Raw genomic sequence first — 17,135 nt, 5'->3', positions numbered from 1 at the left:
TATTGGCTTCATGACATTCTGTCAACGCGCTTGAATGCGTGGCTCATGCGTGATTTTGCACAAGCGGAGAAGAAGGGGATCGACATGCAGGACGATGCGCCGAAACAGGGTGGTATTCAGGTGATTTCGCGCGCCGCGGAACTGTTGCGCTGTTTGGCGGATCATCCTCAGGGTCTGAGTTTGGCTGGCATGGCGAGCGCGACAGGGCTTGCCCGTTCGACGGTGCAGCGGATCATTCAGGCGCTCGAAGACGAAGGCTTTGTCGAAAGCTCTGGCCGCGCAGGAGGGTTCCGGCTTGGCCCAACGCTTCCGGAACTGGTGTACCGCCGGCAGATCGACATCGTGTCCGGTGTGCGCCCCTATCTGGAAACGCTCTGCACCGATCTCGATGAAACCGTCGCGCTATATAAGTTGAGCGGCGGGCGGCTTGTTGCGCTTGATCGCTGTATCCCGGAGCGCCCCTTGCGTGTCGTTTTCCCGCTTGGGACGATCCCGTTCCCGCCGTATCAACTCGCTCCGGGGCGCGCGATGCTGGCTCAGATGCCACGTGACAGTGCCGAGAACCTGCTCAAAGATCAGCTCACGACTGAGAATCTTACTGAAGAACTGACGGCGCTTTCCAACCTTCCGCAGCGCAGGGAAGGGGCTGTCTTCCGTGACACCTTGCCGTTTATTCGGGACGTCGAGGGCTTCGCTGTTCCCCTTCAAACACGGCTTGGATTGCACGCGATTGCTGCGATTGTGCCGGAAAGCCGGAGCACCGGGCGCGACGCCGAATTCAGAGCAGTACTGAATGCATGCCGCAAAGACATAGAACTGAAATTCGGGCCGGGCAGGGCTTAGCTCAACGCCGTTCGTAAGGTTTGATCTTTCAGGTAATCCATGAGGATTTCGAGCCGTGATCCGACCCGCGCCTCAAGCGCGTCATACATCGCCTCGTGCAGGCTTATCACGGCATCTCTGTCTCTTTGGCGATAGGTCAGCATATTCATCAGGGGCTCGATCCCTTCGACCGCCGCCGCCAATTGCCACGACAGCAGCGGGTTGCCCGCCGCGTCCACCAAGGCACGGTGAAACGCGACATCAGACGCGCAGAAGGCCTCGTCGCTCAGATCAGGGTCTTTCTGGCGTTCGATCTCTCGCTTCATGATCTCAAGATGTTCGGCCTCGCGATGTTTTGCCGCGAGCCGCATGCAGCCACGTTCCAAGGCAAAGCGCGCTTCGCAGGCGGTGGCCAGATCGACCTCGTTGAGACTGATCAAAAGCGTGGCCTTGGAGGCAAGATCGGAATAGGCGTCCTGAAAGGACTGCCGATACACAAAAGCACCGCCCGTCGCGCCGCGTTTCGTTCGGATCAAACTTTGCGCGGCAAGGCGCTTGAGCGCCTCTCGCACCGTTGCGCGGGAAACACCGTGTGTCTCTGAGAGCTCCGATTCCGAGGGCAGGCGAGTATCGGCCATCAATGCGCCAGACAGGATATCCTGCCGGATCGCATCCGCGATGGCGCTTGATAAGTCTTTGGTGGTTTTTTTGTTTTCTTTATTGTCTGACATTTAGGTTATCGCCTGATCTATTTGTCAGACATTTGCTTGCATCCGATATTTAATTGTCAGACAAATATGGCAACACAGAGAGTATTTGGCAAGGAGGACCGTATGAAAGCTCTGGTCATGGAACAAACCCCGGAAGGGCTCGCAGAAGCGCAGATCAAGGACATTCCCGATGACGCGCTTCCGGCTGGCGATGTGACGGTGCGGGTTGACTATTCGACGCTGAACTACAAAGATGGTCTTTGCCTCTCGGCCAAAGGCGGCGGTCTTGTCCGCGCCTATCCGCATGTGCCGGGGATCGATTTTGCAGGCACGGTTGAAACCTCTGACAACCCGGATTTCAAACCGGGCGACAAGGTCGTTTTGACCGGTTGGCGCGTCGGCGAAGTGCATTGGGGCGGCTACGCGGAAAAGGCTCGCGTGAAATCAGATTGGCTTGTGCCTCTGCCAGAAGGACTGACGACACGTGAAGCGATGGCCGTGGGAACGGCGGGGTTCACCGCCATGCTCGCTGTCTTGGCGCTGGAGGATCATGGGTTGAAACCGGACCACGGCCCCGTGCTGGTGACCGGGGCATCGGGCGGGGTCGGCTCTGTTGCGACAGCGATCCTTGCGCATTTGGGCTATGAGGTTGCCGCCGTGACAGGACGTCCCGAAGGGGCTGGCTATCTCAAATCTCTGGGCGCGAGCCGGATCGTTCCGCGCGATGAGATCAACGAGATCGTCAAACGGCCCTTGGAGTCCGAGACATGGGCAGGCTGTGTCGATGCGGTCGGCGGAGAGATGTTGGCGCGTGTCTTGGGGCAAATGAAATACGGCGCCTCCGTTGCTGCGGTCGGTCTCGCAGGCGGCGCGGCGCTGCCGACCTCTGTCATTCCGTTTCTCTTGCGCGGCGTAAACCTGCTCGGGATCGACTCGGTCATGCAGCCGAAAGAGAACCGCATTCGCTGTTGGAACCGCATCGCGCGTGATTTGCCGATGGAGAAACTTGAAGAGATGATCCAACCCGCGACACTCGAAGATTTGCCTGCATTGGGGGCCGCGATCCTCAAGGGTGGTGTGAAGGGGCGTGTGGTCGTGGACCTGTCCGCATAAACGCAAAACCTGTTCTTTGAAAACGCGCTCTTCTCATGGGCGCGTTTTGCAAGTAACCAATCGCCTTATGGATATTTCGACGCTTCTTCCCTTCGCCGCCCTGATCGCCGTGATTGGCGCTTTCGCGGGCATTCTCGCGGGTCTCTTGGGCGTGGGGGGCGGTATCGTCCTCGTGCCGGCCTTTTACTACGCCTTTGTCGGGCTGGGGTATGACAGCCCGCAGCTCATGCAGATCTGTCTGGCGACATCTTTGGCGACGATCATCGTGACCTCGATCCGCTCGGTCTCTGCGCACCACAAAAAAGGTGCCGTGGAATGGCCGATTCTCAAAAGTTTCGCGCCCGGGATCGTGATCGGTGCCATCATCGGCGTGCTGGTCGCTTCGTCTCTTCGTTCGACCACCTTGCAAATGATCTTCGGCGGTGTCGCGACCTTCATCGGGCTATATATGGCGTTCGGAAATTCAGCCTGGCGGCTTGGCACGGAAATGCCCAAAGGCGTGATGCGTGCGGTTGTCTCGCCGCTGATCGGATTCCTGTCGGTGCTGATGGGGATCGGCGGCGGCTCCTTCGGGGTGCCGACCATGACGCTTTACGGCGTACCGATCCATCGTGCGGTCGCGACGGCGGCGGGTTTTGGCGCAATCATCGCCATTCCTTCTGTGATCGCGTTCCTCTTCGTCGGTCTTCCTGCGGACGTCACGCCCCCCTTTACAGTGGGCGCAGTCAATATCGCGGCGTTCCTGTTGGTGATCTGCATGACCCTGATCACCGCGCCTTTGGGGGCGAAAATCGCGCATGCGATGGATCCGAAGCCTCTGAAACGTGTGTTCGGCGGGTTTCTGATCCTCGTGGCGCTGAACATGCTGCGCAAGGCGCTGATGGGCTGATCTGTTTTGAGTATTTGGCAGCAAAGGAGACGGTTTCCTTTGTTGTTAAAATACTCATTCCATCCGTTTCAAACGTCCCGCACGCCCGCCACGGCGTTTGGTCGGCGCGGGGTGGCGGCTCGGCAGCTCGGCCATGATGGCCCGGCGTTCGTCCGAGGACATCGTTGACCAGCGGCCGATTTCATCCAGAGACCGCGCGCAGCCGAGGCACAGCTTTGTGTCCGGGTGGATTTGACAGATCTTCGTGCAGGGGCTTTCGATCTCGTCGCGTTTCCAGATGTCGTCGCTGTCTCCGGACATCACAGGTTCCTCAGCCGATCCAAGGCGCCCTGTAGGATCACGCCCGCCGCCACCTGATCGATTTTCTCGGCGCGTTTGGCGCGGGACATGTCGGCCTCAAGCATCGCACGGTCGGCGGCAACCGAAGACAGGCGTTCATCCCAAAAGGTGATCGGCAGTTCGGTGAGCTGACCGAGATTGCGCGCAAAGGCGCGGGTTTTCTGGCAACGCGGCCCCTCAGAGCCGTCCATGTTGCGCGGCAGGCCCAGAACGATGCCACCGACTTCGCGGGAGGTCAGGAGCTTGAGCAGGGCCTCTGCATCGAGCGTGAATTTCTTGCGCCGGATCGTGTCCGTCGGGCTGGCCACAGAATGCAGACGGTCGGAGATCGCCACGCCGATCGTCTTGTCACCAAAATCGAGCCCGGCGAGCGGGGTCATGGCGGGCAGGGCGGCTTTGAAATCTGCGATATCGTCGGTGATGAAAGCGCTCATTCGACCAGCCCCGCGGTTTCTGCGCCCTGACGGACAACGCTCAAGGCCTCCGGCGTGTCGCCGAAAATGACCTGTGCCTCGCCCCAGATCGCTTTCGCGCGCTCCGTTTCGCCCAGCATGCCGAGAGAGGAAATCAGACGCGACCATTCTTCCGGTGTGCCGCCCTCATTGGCGAGGCGGGCGGACAGGCCTTCGACCATGCCTTGGATCATCTCTTGGCGCTCTTCCGGGGTCATGTCTGCGGCTGCGGCCATATCCTCTGAGGTCGGGCCGCTCAGCGCGTTTGCGGAGGGAGTTGGGGGCATTGTGTAGCGGATGCCAGCGGCCTGCGCGACGCTTTCAATCTGTTGCCGGATCGGCAGAATCCAAGGATCGGAAGCTGTGGAAGAGGAGAGCAGCGGCTGCCAAAGTCGGAATGTCATGTCGGGCCGCCCGGTCTGGGCGAACATGAGACCGGAGTAATAGATCGCAGTGCCGTTGTTCGGGTCGCGTTGCAGCGCTTTCGTCAGCGCGTCTTCGGCTTCGGGGGAGACAAAACCGCCCGCCGCGAGGATCATCATATCGGCGAGATCGGCGTAATCATCGGCGGTGGCCGCCGGGCCTTTGATCCGGATGACTTCTTCTTGTGCCTCATAGGCGCTGTGATAATTCCCGGCGACGGCTTCATTGCGAGCGAGAAGGATATGACCCTGTAGATCATCGGGGCGGGTCGCCAACGCTTCGCGCAATTGGCCGAGCAGCGTGGTCAAACGCTCATCCGGCTCTTGAATGGGCGGTGAGGGCGGTCGCATCGTTTCAATTGCGTCCTGTGTCGGGCGGTTCGCGCGGGCCTCATTGGCCAGTTCCAAACGGCGGCTGAGCGGCAAATCTTCATATCCGGAGGCACCGAGATCGGCGTAGAGCCAGACCGCACCGCCGCAGATCGCGGCAAAGAGCATCGCAGCGGCCCAAAGCGGCGCGCGAGCAGAGCTGCGTTTTTCACTCTCGCGCGCCTTATCCGCATCAAGCAGGCGGCGGGAGACTTCGATCCGGGCGCGCTTCGCATCTTCCTCAGACAAGACGCCGCGCGCCTCGTCGCGATCCACTTCCTTGAGTTGGTCGCGATAGACTTTCATCTCCACTTCGGCGGTCGAACTGTCCACATCGCCGATCCCGTGTGCGCGCCAGAGGGCAAGCGCCAGCGGGATGGCGGAAAGAAAAGCGATGGCGCTGGCGATGATCCAAAAGGTCATATCGGGGTCCGTCAAAGAGAAGTCTGTTGCGAAGGTGTATCCGGCGGGTCGCTCTCGGGGAACCCCAAATGACACAGGTGTGACGCAATGGCCGGTTGTCGGAAGAGGCCATCGGCGGGAACCGTTCCGCGGTTTGCCGCGTTAAATCCCTGAACGCGACCGGCGGCTTGATGCTTTTGACGGCAGTGAGCACCCGGTGGCCAGAGAAATAAGGAGACAGACATGAGCAATAATTCTGGCAACGGAAACACGGGGCTTGGTATCATCATCGGTGCCCTTGTTGTCGTGGTGGCGGGCATTGCCTATTATCTTTTCACGGGTGGGGACGTGCCGCCGCTCGGCGACGAGCCGGAAATTCAGATCGACCTGCCGGACGCAAATTAAAGCGTTTCGACTTTAACTTGATCTCTCACATAAAGTCGAAACGCCCGCTCCGCTTGGACGTTGCACCGCGTTTCTGCTCAAACCCTGATTCAGGTTTAAGTAGAAACGCTTTAAGACGTCACTGGCGTTTTGCTGTAGGCTTGCAGCAGGACGGAGAGGCAAATGGTTGAACCTTGAACAGCCCGTGTTCATGATTTTTGGAATGATTCCAAAGTTTCACCCTTGACCCGAGCCGGTCATCGGATCAGGTATATGTCCGACAGAAACGCACAACTTCTGAAATTTAGGAGGCCCCAATGGCTTTTGAACTTCCCGATCTTCCCTATGCACACGATGCTCTTGCTGATCTTGGCATGTCCAAAGAGACGCTCGAATATCACCACGACCTGCACCACAACGCTTACGTGACCACCGGCAACACGCTGATCGCTGGCACCGAGTGGGAAGGCAAATCGGTCGAAGAGATCATCAAAGGCACCTACGATGCCGGCGCTGTCGCTCAAAACGGCATCTTCAACAACGCCTCCCAGCACTGGAACCACACCCAATTCTGGGAAATGATGGGCCCGGGCGAAAAAGCCATGCCGTCCGAGCTTGAAAAAGCTCTGGTCGAGTCCTTCGGCTCCGTCGAAGAGTTCAAAAAACAATTCTCCGCAGCTGGCGCGTCCCAGTTCGGCTCCGGCTGGGCTTGGCTCGTGAAAGACACCGACGGCTCCCTGAAAGTGACCAAAACCGAGAACGGCGTGAACCCGCTCTGCTTCGGCCAAACCGCACTTCTGGGCTGCGACGTGTGGGAACACTCCTACTACATCGACTTCCGCAACAAGCGCCCGGTCTACCTGTCGAACTTCCTCGACAAACTGGTGAACTGGGAAAACGTCGCCTCCCGCATGTGATCTGCTGGAAAACGTATTTCGGAAAGGGCATCCCGCGTGGGTGCCCTTTTCTTTGCGGATATGGTCCTCTCCCTCACGATTTCTTGGGGCGTTGGCCTTGCGATAGGGGCTGTGGGATGGGACACCGGGGCAGGAGGCACACATGACAAATATTCCGATCCCGAACGCTTGGACACTTTCCGCCAAAACTCTGACGGAGGCCGTGGCCCTGCGCCATGAGTTGCACCGGTTCCCGGAAGTGTCCGGCGCAGAGTTTGAGACCGCCAAGCGTATCGCATCGCGGATGCGGACTTTGGGGGCCGAAGTCGTCGAAGGTCTCGGCGGCACAGGCGTTGCCGCCGTGTTCGGGGCCGGGGACAAGACCCTGATGATCCGCGCCGAGTTGGATGCTTTGCCGATCCTTGAGGACCATGGGCCGGAGTACCGTTCTGAACACGAGGGCGTTGGGCATTTGTGCGGTCATGATGGTCATATGGCGACCCTCTGTGCGGTGGCCAATGCGCTGTCGCGCCATGCGCCGGATTGCCGGGTGGTGTTGCTGTTTCAGCCCGCGGAGGAAACCGGGGCCGGGGCGCGGTTGGTGTTGGCCGATCCGATATTTGAGACACTCAAACCCGATCTGGCGATCTCGATGCATAATCTGCCGAAATTGCCCTTGGGCGCGGTTGCGCTGAAAGAAGGCCCTGTCGCCTGTGCCTCGCGGGGGCTCCACATTCGCCTGACGGGGCAGACCTCGCACGCGGCGCGTCCGGAGAATGGTCGCTCGCCCGGATTGGCGCTGTCGGAACTCATCCCCGCACTTGGCGCGTTGTCACGCGATCTTCCGACCGATGATCCGGGTTTTCGGCTTTGCACAGTCACCCATGCGCGTCTCGGTGTGCCCTCGTTCGGGATCAGCCCCGGAGAGGCGGAGCTGCAAATCACTCTGCGGACGCTTTTGAATAGCGAAATGGCTGCGCTTGAGGCGGAGGCTCGTGGCTTGATCGGAACGGCTGCCGCCGCCTTTACGCCAGAGATCACCATCCACGATGCGTTCAGCCATTCGGTCAACGCGCCGGAAGCGACCGCGCTGTTGGACGCGGCCTGCGCTGGTCTGCCGCGCGCGGAAGGCGCGATCCCGATGCGACCGTCGGAAGACTTCGGTCTCTTTGGAACGGAAATCCCAGCGGCGATGCTGTTTCTGGGATCCGGCATAGACCAGCCCGAGTTGCACAATCCGGATTTCGATTTTCCCGATGCGCTCATTCCTGTGGGGGCGGAAATTTTCCTGCGGGCGATACACCAATTTTCCACGCAGAATTGAACTTCGCCCTGTGCGGATTTCCTGTCTTGCCAAAACGCCGCTCGGCAGCGCTTTGTGATCGGCATGACGGACACGCAAAAAGGCTTCATTGCCCTCTTCATCGCTCAGACCTCTTGGGGTCTATCGCCGCTTTATTACAAGGCGGTCGCCGATGTGCCTGCCTTCGAGGTCTTGGCGCATCGCACGCTTTGGACCTGTGTCCTGTTCGGGCTTTGGATCGGATTTCAGGGGCGTTTGGGAGAGTTGCGGGACCTGATGACCGGGCCGCAGGCGAAGAAAGTCTTGATCGCGGCCCTGTTCGTTTCCGTCAATTGGGGCCTCTTCATCTATTCGATTCAGTCCGGGCAGGCGCTTGAGGCGTCCTTTGGCTATTACATCTTCCCGCTTGTCGCCACGGTGATTGGCATGGTGGTGTTTCGCGAGTGTCTCTCAATCATGCAATATGTGGCGCTCGGATTGGCCACGCTCGCCGTTGTCGTTTTGGGCGTTGGACTTGGAAACCTGCCGTGGATCGCGCTGTCGCTGGCGATCACCTTTTCGATCTATGGCGCGATCAAGAAAACCTTGGACGCTGGCCCGATCCTGTCCGTGACCGCAGAGGTCGTCTTGCTTGTGCCGATTGCCCTTATTTGGCTGTTCGGCGCGCATGCCTTTGGCTGGGGCGGCTCAGAGTTGCAGCCTGCGGGCGCTTTCGGTCATACGTTGAAAGACACGCTTCTGCTGATTTTGGCCGGTGTGGTGACCGGCGTGCCTTTGATCTTCTTTACGGCGTCAACGCGGCTGCTGCCCCTGACTGTTGTCGGCATGGGGCAATATTGGAATTCGACCCTGCAATTCCTTGTTGCCGTCTTGATCTTTGCCGAGCCATTCACCCATTGGCACGGCATCGCGATGCCGCTGATCTGGCTCGCTTTGGCGCTTTACACCGTCGAGGCGCTGCGGCGTGAGGCTCAGGCGCGGAGGAGGCGCAAAGCTTCGGTCAATTCCTCGACCGTCTGAACAGTCTCGTAAAAATGCGCCGTCGACAGCGGCGCGAAGCCTTCGTCGATGATGTGCTCGATCAGCGCTTCCAAAGGTTTCCAGTAATTCTCGGTGGAGAGCAGGAAGATCGGTTTGTCATGTAGGCCGATCTGCTTCCATGTCAGAACTTCGAAAAACTCATCCAGCGAGCCTGCGCCGCCGGGCAGAACCACGATGGCGTCGCAATTCATGAACATCACCTTTTTGCGCTCATGCATGTTCTCGGTGATGATGAACGTCGACAGGTCGCGCTTGCCCACTTCTTTCGGGAGAAGGTGGGTCGGGATGACGCCAAAGGTCTCGGCGCCGTGATTTTGCGCGGCACGCGCAACGGCTCCCATCAACCCGACATCGCCTGCGCCATAGACCAAACGCCAGCCTTCCGCCGCGATCATTTCTCCGACTTGTGTGGCGGCCGCTTCGTACTCAGGCTTGCCGCCGGGACGCGATCCGCAAAAAACACAGACGGAAAATGATGCGGATTCTGGCGTTGTGAGCATGGCGGTCACTTTATAGCTGATGGGAAAAAAGGAAGTCTTTGACCCTTGTTAGCCCCGTTGCTAGGCTGTCTCAACCCTTGATCTCACGGTTGCGATAACGGTCGGATGCCAAGGGACGGGACATTAGGGGGCAAAGCCGGAAATGGCGACAAAAAACGGATGGATGATGCCAGCGGCAGGTGTTGGCGCTGGGGTGATTATCGTGGCGATCGGCGCGGTTTTGTATCTCGGAAGGCCGGTGCAAAATATCGAACCAGATATGGAGCCGCAGCAGGTTGCCGTTGTGCCGGAGGTTGATCCCGAGGTCGAAACCGGAGCTGCGCCAGCGGAGAGCGAAGAATCCGTTCCTACCCCGGTTCAGATCGCGCCCGCTTTCGATCTCGTCCGCATTCCGCCCGAAGGGCTCGCAACGGTTGCCGGTCGCGCCGAGCCCGGTAGCACCGTTCATATCCTCGTCGATGGATCAGAGGTCGCCAAGGCCGACGCCAATGACCGGGGCGAATTTGTTGCTTTGTTTGATCTTGAGGCCTCAGAGACGCCCCGAGAGATGCAACTCGTCAGCGGAACGGGGGATGCGGCGCAGAGCAGTGCCGAGAGTGTCATCGTCGCGCCAGTCCCGAATTCGGGGATTGTGGAAGGTGCCGATGCGGATGTGATGGTTGCTGATGAATCCACAGATGACGAAGAGGTCGCGACAGCAAATGGCGGTGCGCCGATGGCCTCCGCAAGTGCAGGGTCAGCCATCGCAGGGAAGATTTTGGACGCGCAACCTCCGAAACAGCCAACCGTGCTCATGGCGGATGACGAAGGTGTCAAAGTTCTTCAACAGGAAGGCACAGCGCAGGCTGAACTTCGGATTGATGCCGTGAGCTATGATCCCGAAGGACGTGTTTTCGTGTCAGGGCGTGCCGCGCCGGGGACGACGCTGCGGTTCTATCTGGATGACACATACACAACCCGGACCGCTGCGGACGCGGACGGGCAGTGGCGCGAAGAGCTCAAGGATGTCGCTGCCGGGCGCTACACGCTCCGCGCGGATCAGGTCGACGAATGGGGCGCTGTGATGTCGCGGGCGGAAATTCCGTTCCACCGCGAAGAGGTTGCTTTGCTTGCTCAAATCGCCGGGAATACGCAGACGCCGTCTGACACGACATCCGAGACGTCAGAGACAGCTGAGGCAACCTCCGAGAACGACGTGCCAACGCCTGAATCCCGGATCGCCTCCGTGACGGTGCAGCCGGGCAACACGCTTTGGGGCATCGCCTCCAAACGCTACGGAGACGGCTATCTCTATGTGCGCGTGTTCGACGCCAACCGTGACCAGATCAGGAATCCCGACCTCATCTATCCCGGACAGATTTTCCAACTGCCTGAGGAGTGACCGGACCGGTCCTGTGATAAAATAACTGCGCACAAAGCGATAAAGGGGTATGCGGGGCTGATCTCTTGCCTTGCTGCGCCTTTTTCGCGATTGTCGCACGCCTTATTTCCGATCTAGCCCGAAAGGTTGCCATGAGAGGTATGCGTCCCTCCGTCACCACAGACCGTAACCCAGAGAACGGGTGGCTCGTCCTGCGCAAGGTCGCGCCCTATCTCTGGCCCAAAGACAACACGTCCGTGCGTGTGAAAGTGGTGATCTCGATTGCCCTTCTGGTCATTGCCAAGCTCACCGCCGTGGCAACACCGTGGTTCTACAAGGCAGCTGTCGACAGCCTGTCGGGAGAAACGGCACAGGATGCGGCCTGGTTCGTCGCTGTGGGAGCAATCGGGCTGACCGTCGCTTACGGCATGGCGCGGATCATGGAAGTCGGGTTCCAGCAGCTCCGGGCAGCCGTGTTTTCTCCGGTGGAGCAAGGCGCGCTGCGTGTGATCGCTCTGCAGACGTTCCAGCATATTCATAAGCTTTCACTGCGATATCACATGACGCGTCGCACCGGGGGACTGAGCCGGATCATCGAGCGCGGTGTGAAAGGCGTGGCCTTCCTTATGAACGTGCTGATCTTCGGCATCGCGCCGCTGATCTTCCAACTGGGGTTGGTGCTTATCATCCTGTGGGGAGCGTTTGGCTGGACCTATATGGGTGTCGTGGGACTGACCGTTGCGGCCTATATCCTTTTCACGCTGAAGGTCACCGAATGGCGGGTGAAAATCCGCTACGAGATGAACAAACAGGATACGGATGCCAACCAGAAGGCGGTCGATAGCCTTCTCAATTTCGAAACGGTCAAGTATTTCAACGCCGAAGCGGGCGAAGCGCGGCGATATGATCAAGCGATGGCTGGCTATGAAAGCGCGGCGATCAAGACCGAACGCTCGCTGGCATTCCTGAATTTCGGCCAAACCTTCCTGATCACCTCCGGCCTGATCGGGGTCATGGTTCTGGCCGCGCTTGGGGTTCAGAAGGGGACGTTGACGGTCGGCGATTTCGTCATGGTCAACGCCTATATGATCCAGATCACCATGCCATTGAACTTCCTTGGCTCGATGTACCGCAACATCCGGCAGTCGATTGTCGATATGGAGGATATGTTCTTCCTTCTCGAACAACCCGCCGAGATCAAGGATGCGCCGGACGCCAAGCCGCTCAAGGTGACGGGGGGGACGGTGACGCTGGATCATGTGGAATTCTCCTACGATCCGTCACGGCCGATCCTGCATGGCGTCGATATCGAAGTGCCTGCCGGGCGCACGCTTGCCATCGTCGGACATTCCGGCTCGGGTAAATCCACCATCGGGCGGCTGTTGTTCCGCTTTTATGACGTGACCGGCGGACGGCTGATGATTGATGGCCAAGACCTGCGCGATGTGACGCAAGACAGCCTTCATGCCGCCATCGGTGTGGTGCCGCAGGACACGGTGCTGTTCAACGACACGGTGCGCTACAACATCGGCTACGGCCGCGACGGGGCCAGCTATGACGAGATCGTCGAGGCTGCGAAAAAGGCCAAGATCCATGATTTCATCATGGGGCTGCCGGACGGCTATGAGACACAGGTCGGCGAGCGCGGGCTCAAACTGTCGGGCGGTGAAAAGCAGCGTGTCGGTATTGCGCGGACCTTCCTGAAAGACCCGCCGATCTTGCTTTTGGACGAGGCAACCTCGGCGCTCGACACCCAGACAGAGCGCGGCATTCTCGGCGCGTTGAAGCTTGCGGGCGAAGGGCGCACGGTGATCACCATCGCGCACCGGCTTTCGACGATTGCCGACAGTGACGAGATCGTCGTCTTGGAAGCGGGCCATGTGGTTGAACGAGGAACGCACGATAGCCTTCTGAAATCAGGTGGAAAATACGCTTCCATGTGGGCCGCGCAGGCGGAAGACCACGACGAGGCCGCAGCGTGATCGTTTGAGTGTTTCTCTGTGATGAAAACGCTCTATATCGTCCTGAAACCAAAGACGGGGAAGAACGATGACGGCAATCTGGTGGATCCGGCGAGACTTTCGCTTTGACGACAACCCGGCGCTGGTCGCGGCGGCGGGGCGCGGTGAGGTGTTGCCGGTTTTCATTCGGGATGCGAGCGTCGATGACCTCGGCGCGGCGCCGAAATGGCGGCTTGGATTGGGTCTCACGCATCTGATGGAACGCATCGCGGAGCAGGGCGGGCAGGTGGTGCTGCGTTCAGGGTCTGCGAAAGAGGTTCTGAGGCAGATTGTCGATGAGACGGGCGCGGAGGCGGTCTGTTGGAACCGGCTTTACGACAAGGCGGCGATCGAGCGCGACACCGAGGTCAAATCCGCATTGAAAGAGGCGGGCGTTGAGGTGCAATCCTCAAATTCGCATCTTTTGTTCGAGCCCTGGACCGTCTCGACGAAGACCGGCGGCTATTACAAGGTCTATACGCCCTATTGGAAAACGGTGCGGGAGATCGGGGCGAATGCGCCCCTGTCTGCTCCGAAAACCACATGGGCGACGCCATGCGAGAGTGAGGCGCTAGAAGACTGGACCCTCGGGGCAGAAATGCACCGCGGCGCGGCGGTGGTTCTGCCGCATTGCCATGTCGGCGAAGCGTCGGCAAAGCGTCGGCTTTCCGTCTTCCTCGAAGAGCATGTGAAAGACTACAAGGCTTTACGGGATTTTCCGTCGGAGCCGGTCTGCTCAGGGCTGTCCGAGAACCTGACCTACGGGGAAATCTCTCCGCGCACCATTTGGCACGCCGGGCGAGCCGCGATGGAAGAGGGCGCCGCTGGGGCGGAGCATTTCCTCAAGGAGCTGGTGTGGCGCGAGTTTGCCTATCATCTCCTGTATCACGAACCCGATCTGCCGGAAGAAAATCACCGCGAGGGTTGGGACGCATTTCCGTGGCGGGCGGACAATGAAGATGCGGAAGCCTGGCGGCGCGGACGCACGGGCGTGGCCTTTGTCGATGCCGCGATGCGCGAGCTTTTCGTCACCGGTGTGATGCACAACCGCGCGCGGATGATCGTTGCGTCTTATCTCACGAAACACCTGCTGACCGATTGGCGTGTCGGGCTTAAATGGTTCGAGGACTGTCTGATCGACTGGGATCCGGCCTCCAACGCGATGGGATGGCAATGGGTGGCGGGCTGTGGCCCCGATGCCGCGCCCTATTTCCGGATATTTAACCCCGATGGGCAGGCGGAGAAATTTGATCCCAAAAGCACTTATCTGCACCGCTGGATTGCCGAAGGGGAAGAACATCCGAGCGAGACGGCGTTGGCCTATTTCGACGCGGTTCCTCTTTCTTGGGGGCTGTCGCCAAGCGATGCTCCGGCTGAGCCTGCGCTGAGCCTTAAAGACGGGCGCGCACGGGCCTTGGAGGCCTATGAACAGCTCAAGGGGTGACGGATCGCATTTTTGCGGTACACTTCTTTGAAATAAGGCCGAATGGCCACGCAATTTCGCGAGTTGTTTCAAGGGGGGACAAGAGATGCTTGATAAAAAGGAGCATGGTGCGTCATCCGGGGATGGGGTGGCGATTTTTACCAATACAGCGGGGCAGGACGACCTGCCGCGATATTTTCCGCAGGTGTTCGCGATGGCGCAGGACATGGCCGCCGGACGGCTCGATTTCGTGCTTTCGGACGGGCGCGTGTTTCGTGCGGAAGGCCTCGCGCCGGGACCGGTGGCTGAACTGCATATCCATTCGGACGATGTCTTCGCCCGGTTGATCCGCGAAGGCGATCTTGGCTTTTGCGAAGACTATCTCGATGGTGGTTGGACGACGCCGGACCTGCAAGCTTTCATGGATCTGCTGCATGCTGGCAATGACGATCTTTACGACGGGTTTCCCGGTATGGGGCTGCTCCGCGCTTTTGAGCGTTTGCGCCATTGGATGAACGCCAACACTCGGAAACAAGCCAAAAAGAACATTTCCTATCACTACGATCTGGGCAATGATTTCTACCGCCTGTGGCTCGATGACACGATGACCTATTCCTCTGCGCTGTTTGAGAGCGGGCAGCAGAGTCTGGAGCAGGCTCAAAGGGCGAAATATGCGTCTTTGATTGATGAAATGGGTGTTTCCGAGGGCGAGCATGTGTTGGAGATCGGCTGCGGCTGGGGCGGCTTTGCGGAATATGCGGCGGGGGAACGCGGGTTGCGCGTCACCGGGCTGACGATCTCGGAAGAACAGTACAAATACGCCACGGACCGCATTCGGGATGCAGGGCTGTCAGACTGCGTTGAACTGAAATTGCAGGATTACCGCGACGAGGCCGGAACATATGATGGGATCGCCTCCATCGAGATGTTCGAAGCGGTGGGCGAGAAATATTGGCCGGCCTATTTCGGAAAGCTCCGCGACTGTCTCAAACCCGGCGCCAATGCGACATTGCAGATCATCACATTACAGAATGCGCGCTTTGAGACCTATCGAAAGTCCGTTGATTTCATACAGAAATACATCTTTCCGGGCGGCATGTTGCCAAGCCCAGAAGCCCTCAGAGAGCAGATCGACAAGGCCGGGTTGAGTTTTCGGCGCTCAAAGGAATTCGGCGAAAGCTACAGCCAGACGCTGAGACGCTGGCATGAGGTGTTCAATGCCGAATGGGAGCGCATCGAGGCGCTCGGGTTTGATGAACGATTCCGCAGAATGTGGAATTTTTACCTGACATCTTGCGCCGGGGCTTTCCACGGCGGGAATTGCGACGTAACACAGATCACAATGACGCGCCCGAGCCGCGAGATCTGATCAGGATAACAAACAGGTAGCAGATGCCCACAGCCGCAAAACTCGTCGCAGCCCTATGGTTCGCACTTCTGGCATGGTTCGCCGCTGAACTGGTGAAAGCCTATCTGCCGGAGAAAACGCAATTCGGCTTGATGTCTTATATCGCGGCGGGGTTCGGTTTTCTCACCGGTTGGATTTTCCTTGGCAAACGCGCGGGGGACACGATGTCTGCGGCACTCAGCTACGGTCTGTCGAGTTCGGTGATCCTCAGCTTCTGGTCGGTTTTCTATTTCGCCTTTGAAACGATGATCCATCGCTCGTTGGACCTTCGCTACCGCGGCCCGACAGAGGCCTTGATGGCGATGGTCGATTTGATGCGGGACTATGCGCATTTTGTGGTGAAATGGGATGTTCTGATTGTGCTGGTCCTTGGTGGCGTGTTCGGCGGCTGGCTCACGGAGAAGGCGGCGCGCAAATGGTCGTGAGTGATCTCTTCGCCCCTCTGAGTAAGACCTACAAGCCCGAACAAATCGATTTCCTGCGCGACGTATTGACGGGGGACGAGGCCTTTCTGTCTCCGGCATTGATCGCCTCTGCGGCGGAAGAGGTTGTGCTCTATCATGGCGAGCGTGAGGTCGAAGAGCTTCGTGTGCTTCGCTCTCTCATCTTCACGCGAGCTTGGGCGCGGTTGACCGCGAAAATGGGCGGACGTCCGAGGGCGGAAAAGCGGGCCGATCTGTCGCACAAAGATGTGACGCTCCTGTCGCGCACCATCCCTTACACGCATTTCTTTGCCGTGGATGACAGTGTCATCACGCATCGTCTCTTTGAAGGCGGCAGCACGGATGTCATGTCGCGCGGCGGGTTTCTTATGGCCGATGCCGCGACGGTTTTGCCCTATGATCCGGTGCGCGATCATGTGCTGGTGATCGAACAGTTCCGGTTCGGTCCCTATGCAAGAGGCGACGCGCGCCCTTGGATGATCGAACCAATCGCGGGGCGAATTGATACGGGCGAAGGGCCGGAGATCACGGCCCGGCGCGAGGCGGAGGAAGAGGCGGGTGTCACCATAGGCGCGCTGCACAAGATCGCGGAATATTACCCCTCTGCGGGTGCGATCACGGAATATGTGACGTCTTATGTCGGCATCGCCGACCTGCCGCACAGCCTCACGAAATCGGGCGGCGGCCTTGATGACGAGCATGAGGATATCGCCTCATATGTCATCCCATTCGCGCGGTTGATGGAGATGTGCGACGCGGGGCAGCTCGATGTCGGTCCGCTCTATATGTCGGCGCTTTGGCTGGCGCGCCACCGTGACAGGCTGCGCGCCGAGGCGGGTCTGTAAACCGGGTGTAAACC

The 17,135-nt window shown here is 59.1% G+C and carries 18 protein-coding genes; 13 read left to right on the top strand and 5 right to left on the bottom strand.

Annotated features, from left to right (window positions below; translation table 11 throughout):
* The first annotated feature begins 45 nt into the window (after positions 1 to 45).
* Complete coding sequence (locus tag ACYBHZ_RS08135; protein ID WP_460273757.1) at positions 46 to 843, top strand: IclR family transcriptional regulator; 798 nt, start codon at positions 46 to 48, stop codon at positions 841 to 843.
* Here the strand turns inward: ACYBHZ_RS08135 and ACYBHZ_RS08130 are convergent.
* Entirely contained in the window at positions 840 to 1,553 is a 714-nt protein-coding gene (locus ACYBHZ_RS08130) for a FadR/GntR family transcriptional regulator (RefSeq protein ID WP_460273756.1), read from the bottom strand. The genes ACYBHZ_RS08135 and ACYBHZ_RS08130 overlap by 4 nt on opposite strands.
* 102 nt (positions 1,554 to 1,655) lie before the next feature.
* Between ACYBHZ_RS08130 and ACYBHZ_RS08125 the strand changes: the two genes are divergently transcribed.
* Both ACYBHZ_RS08125 and ACYBHZ_RS08120 read left to right on the top strand, forming a co-directional pair.
* Positions 1,656 to 2,645: an MDR family oxidoreductase gene (locus ACYBHZ_RS08125; RefSeq protein WP_460273755.1), complete on the top strand. Its 990-nt coding sequence runs from the start codon at positions 1,656 to 1,658 to the stop codon at positions 2,643 to 2,645.
* A 67-nt stretch (positions 2,646 to 2,712) separates the two neighbouring features.
* Positions 2,713 to 3,534 carry a sulfite exporter TauE/SafE family protein gene (locus ACYBHZ_RS08120; protein ID WP_460273754.1) on the top strand — a complete coding sequence of 274 codons (822 nt, stop codon included), beginning with the start codon at positions 2,713 to 2,715 and terminating at the stop codon, positions 3,532 to 3,534.
* 54 nt (positions 3,535 to 3,588) lie between these two features.
* On the opposite strand, the gene ACYBHZ_RS08115 is transcribed toward ACYBHZ_RS08120, so the two are convergent.
* From ACYBHZ_RS08115 to ccmI, 3 genes are read right to left on the bottom strand one after another with little or no spacing between them, the layout of a single operon-like run.
* The gene (locus tag ACYBHZ_RS08115; protein WP_460273753.1) at positions 3,589 to 3,834 is read right to left on the bottom strand and encodes a DUF1289 domain-containing protein; all 246 of its coding nucleotides are present in this window, start codon (positions 3,832 to 3,834) and stop codon (positions 3,589 to 3,591) included.
* Positions 3,834 to 4,307 (bottom strand): Holliday junction resolvase RuvX, encoded by a 474-nt coding sequence (ruvX, locus tag ACYBHZ_RS08110; RefSeq protein ID WP_460273752.1) that lies wholly within the window; start codon positions 4,305 to 4,307, stop codon positions 3,834 to 3,836. Before ruvX ends, ACYBHZ_RS08115 begins: the two co-directional genes overlap by 1 nt.
* Complete coding sequence (ccmI, locus tag ACYBHZ_RS08105) at positions 4,304 to 5,539, bottom strand: c-type cytochrome biogenesis protein CcmI (protein WP_460273751.1); 1,236 nt, start codon at positions 5,537 to 5,539, stop codon at positions 4,304 to 4,306. The genes ruvX and ccmI overlap by 4 nt, the downstream gene beginning before the upstream one ends.
* 222 nt (positions 5,540 to 5,761) lie before the next feature.
* Between ccmI and ACYBHZ_RS08100 the strand changes: the two genes are divergently transcribed.
* The 4 genes from ACYBHZ_RS08100 to rarD all read left to right on the top strand — a co-directional run bounded on the left by ACYBHZ_RS08100 (position 5,762) and on the right by rarD (position 9,121).
* Complete coding sequence (locus ACYBHZ_RS08100; RefSeq protein WP_460273750.1) at positions 5,762 to 5,923, top strand: hypothetical protein; 162 nt, start codon at positions 5,762 to 5,764, stop codon at positions 5,921 to 5,923.
* A 296-nt stretch (positions 5,924 to 6,219) separates the two neighbouring features.
* On the top strand, positions 6,220 to 6,819 hold the full coding sequence (locus ACYBHZ_RS08095; RefSeq protein ID WP_460273749.1) for a superoxide dismutase: 600 nt from the start codon (positions 6,220 to 6,222) through the stop codon (positions 6,817 to 6,819).
* Positions 6,820 to 6,961: 142 nt separating this feature from the next.
* A complete protein-coding gene (locus tag ACYBHZ_RS08090; RefSeq protein WP_460273748.1) occupies positions 6,962 to 8,122 on the top strand; it encodes an amidohydrolase in 1,161 nt (386 codons plus the stop codon).
* A 63-nt stretch (positions 8,123 to 8,185) separates the two neighbouring features.
* A complete protein-coding gene (rarD, locus tag ACYBHZ_RS08085) occupies positions 8,186 to 9,121 on the top strand; it encodes an EamA family transporter RarD (protein ID WP_460273747.1) in 936 nt (311 codons plus the stop codon).
* Here the strand turns inward: rarD and ACYBHZ_RS08080 are convergent.
* The gene (locus tag ACYBHZ_RS08080) at positions 9,073 to 9,642 is read right to left on the bottom strand and encodes an LOG family protein (RefSeq protein ID WP_460273746.1); all 570 of its coding nucleotides are present in this window, start codon (positions 9,640 to 9,642) and stop codon (positions 9,073 to 9,075) included. The genes rarD and ACYBHZ_RS08080 overlap by 49 nt on opposite strands.
* 142 nt (positions 9,643 to 9,784) lie before the next feature.
* On the opposite strand from ACYBHZ_RS08080, the gene ACYBHZ_RS08075 reads away from it, so the two are divergent.
* The 6 genes from ACYBHZ_RS08075 (at position 9,785) to ACYBHZ_RS08050 (ending at position 17,121) form a co-directional block, all read left to right on the top strand.
* Positions 9,785 to 11,023 (top strand): LysM peptidoglycan-binding domain-containing protein, encoded by a 1,239-nt coding sequence (locus tag ACYBHZ_RS08075; RefSeq protein WP_460273745.1) that lies wholly within the window; start codon positions 9,785 to 9,787, stop codon positions 11,021 to 11,023.
* 131 nt (positions 11,024 to 11,154) lie between these two features.
* Positions 11,155 to 12,984, top strand: coding sequence for an ABCB family ABC transporter ATP-binding protein/permease (locus ACYBHZ_RS08070; RefSeq protein WP_460273744.1), 1,830 nt, complete (start codon positions 11,155 to 11,157; stop codon positions 12,982 to 12,984).
* Between the two features lie 67 nt (positions 12,985 to 13,051).
* The gene (locus ACYBHZ_RS08065) at positions 13,052 to 14,446 is read left to right on the top strand and encodes a cryptochrome/photolyase family protein (RefSeq protein WP_460273743.1); all 1,395 of its coding nucleotides are present in this window, start codon (positions 13,052 to 13,054) and stop codon (positions 14,444 to 14,446) included.
* Positions 14,447 to 14,531: 85 nt separating this feature from the next.
* A complete protein-coding gene (locus ACYBHZ_RS08060) occupies positions 14,532 to 15,794 on the top strand; it encodes a class I SAM-dependent methyltransferase (RefSeq protein ID WP_460273742.1) in 1,263 nt (420 codons plus the stop codon).
* A gap of 23 nt (positions 15,795 to 15,817) precedes the next feature.
* Complete coding sequence (locus ACYBHZ_RS08055) at positions 15,818 to 16,258, top strand: TrgA family protein (protein ID WP_460273741.1); 441 nt, start codon at positions 15,818 to 15,820, stop codon at positions 16,256 to 16,258.
* Positions 16,249 to 17,121: an NUDIX domain-containing protein gene (locus tag ACYBHZ_RS08050; protein ID WP_460273740.1), complete on the top strand. Its 873-nt coding sequence runs from the start codon at positions 16,249 to 16,251 to the stop codon at positions 17,119 to 17,121. The genes ACYBHZ_RS08055 and ACYBHZ_RS08050 overlap by 10 nt, the downstream gene beginning before the upstream one ends.
* The last annotated feature ends 14 nt before the right edge of the window (positions 17,122 to 17,135 follow it).

This window comes from Celeribacter sp. ULVN23_4 (assembly GCF_054788345.1).
Note: the sequence above shows the minus strand (reverse complement) of the source record. Positions and strands in the feature narration are given on the sequence as shown.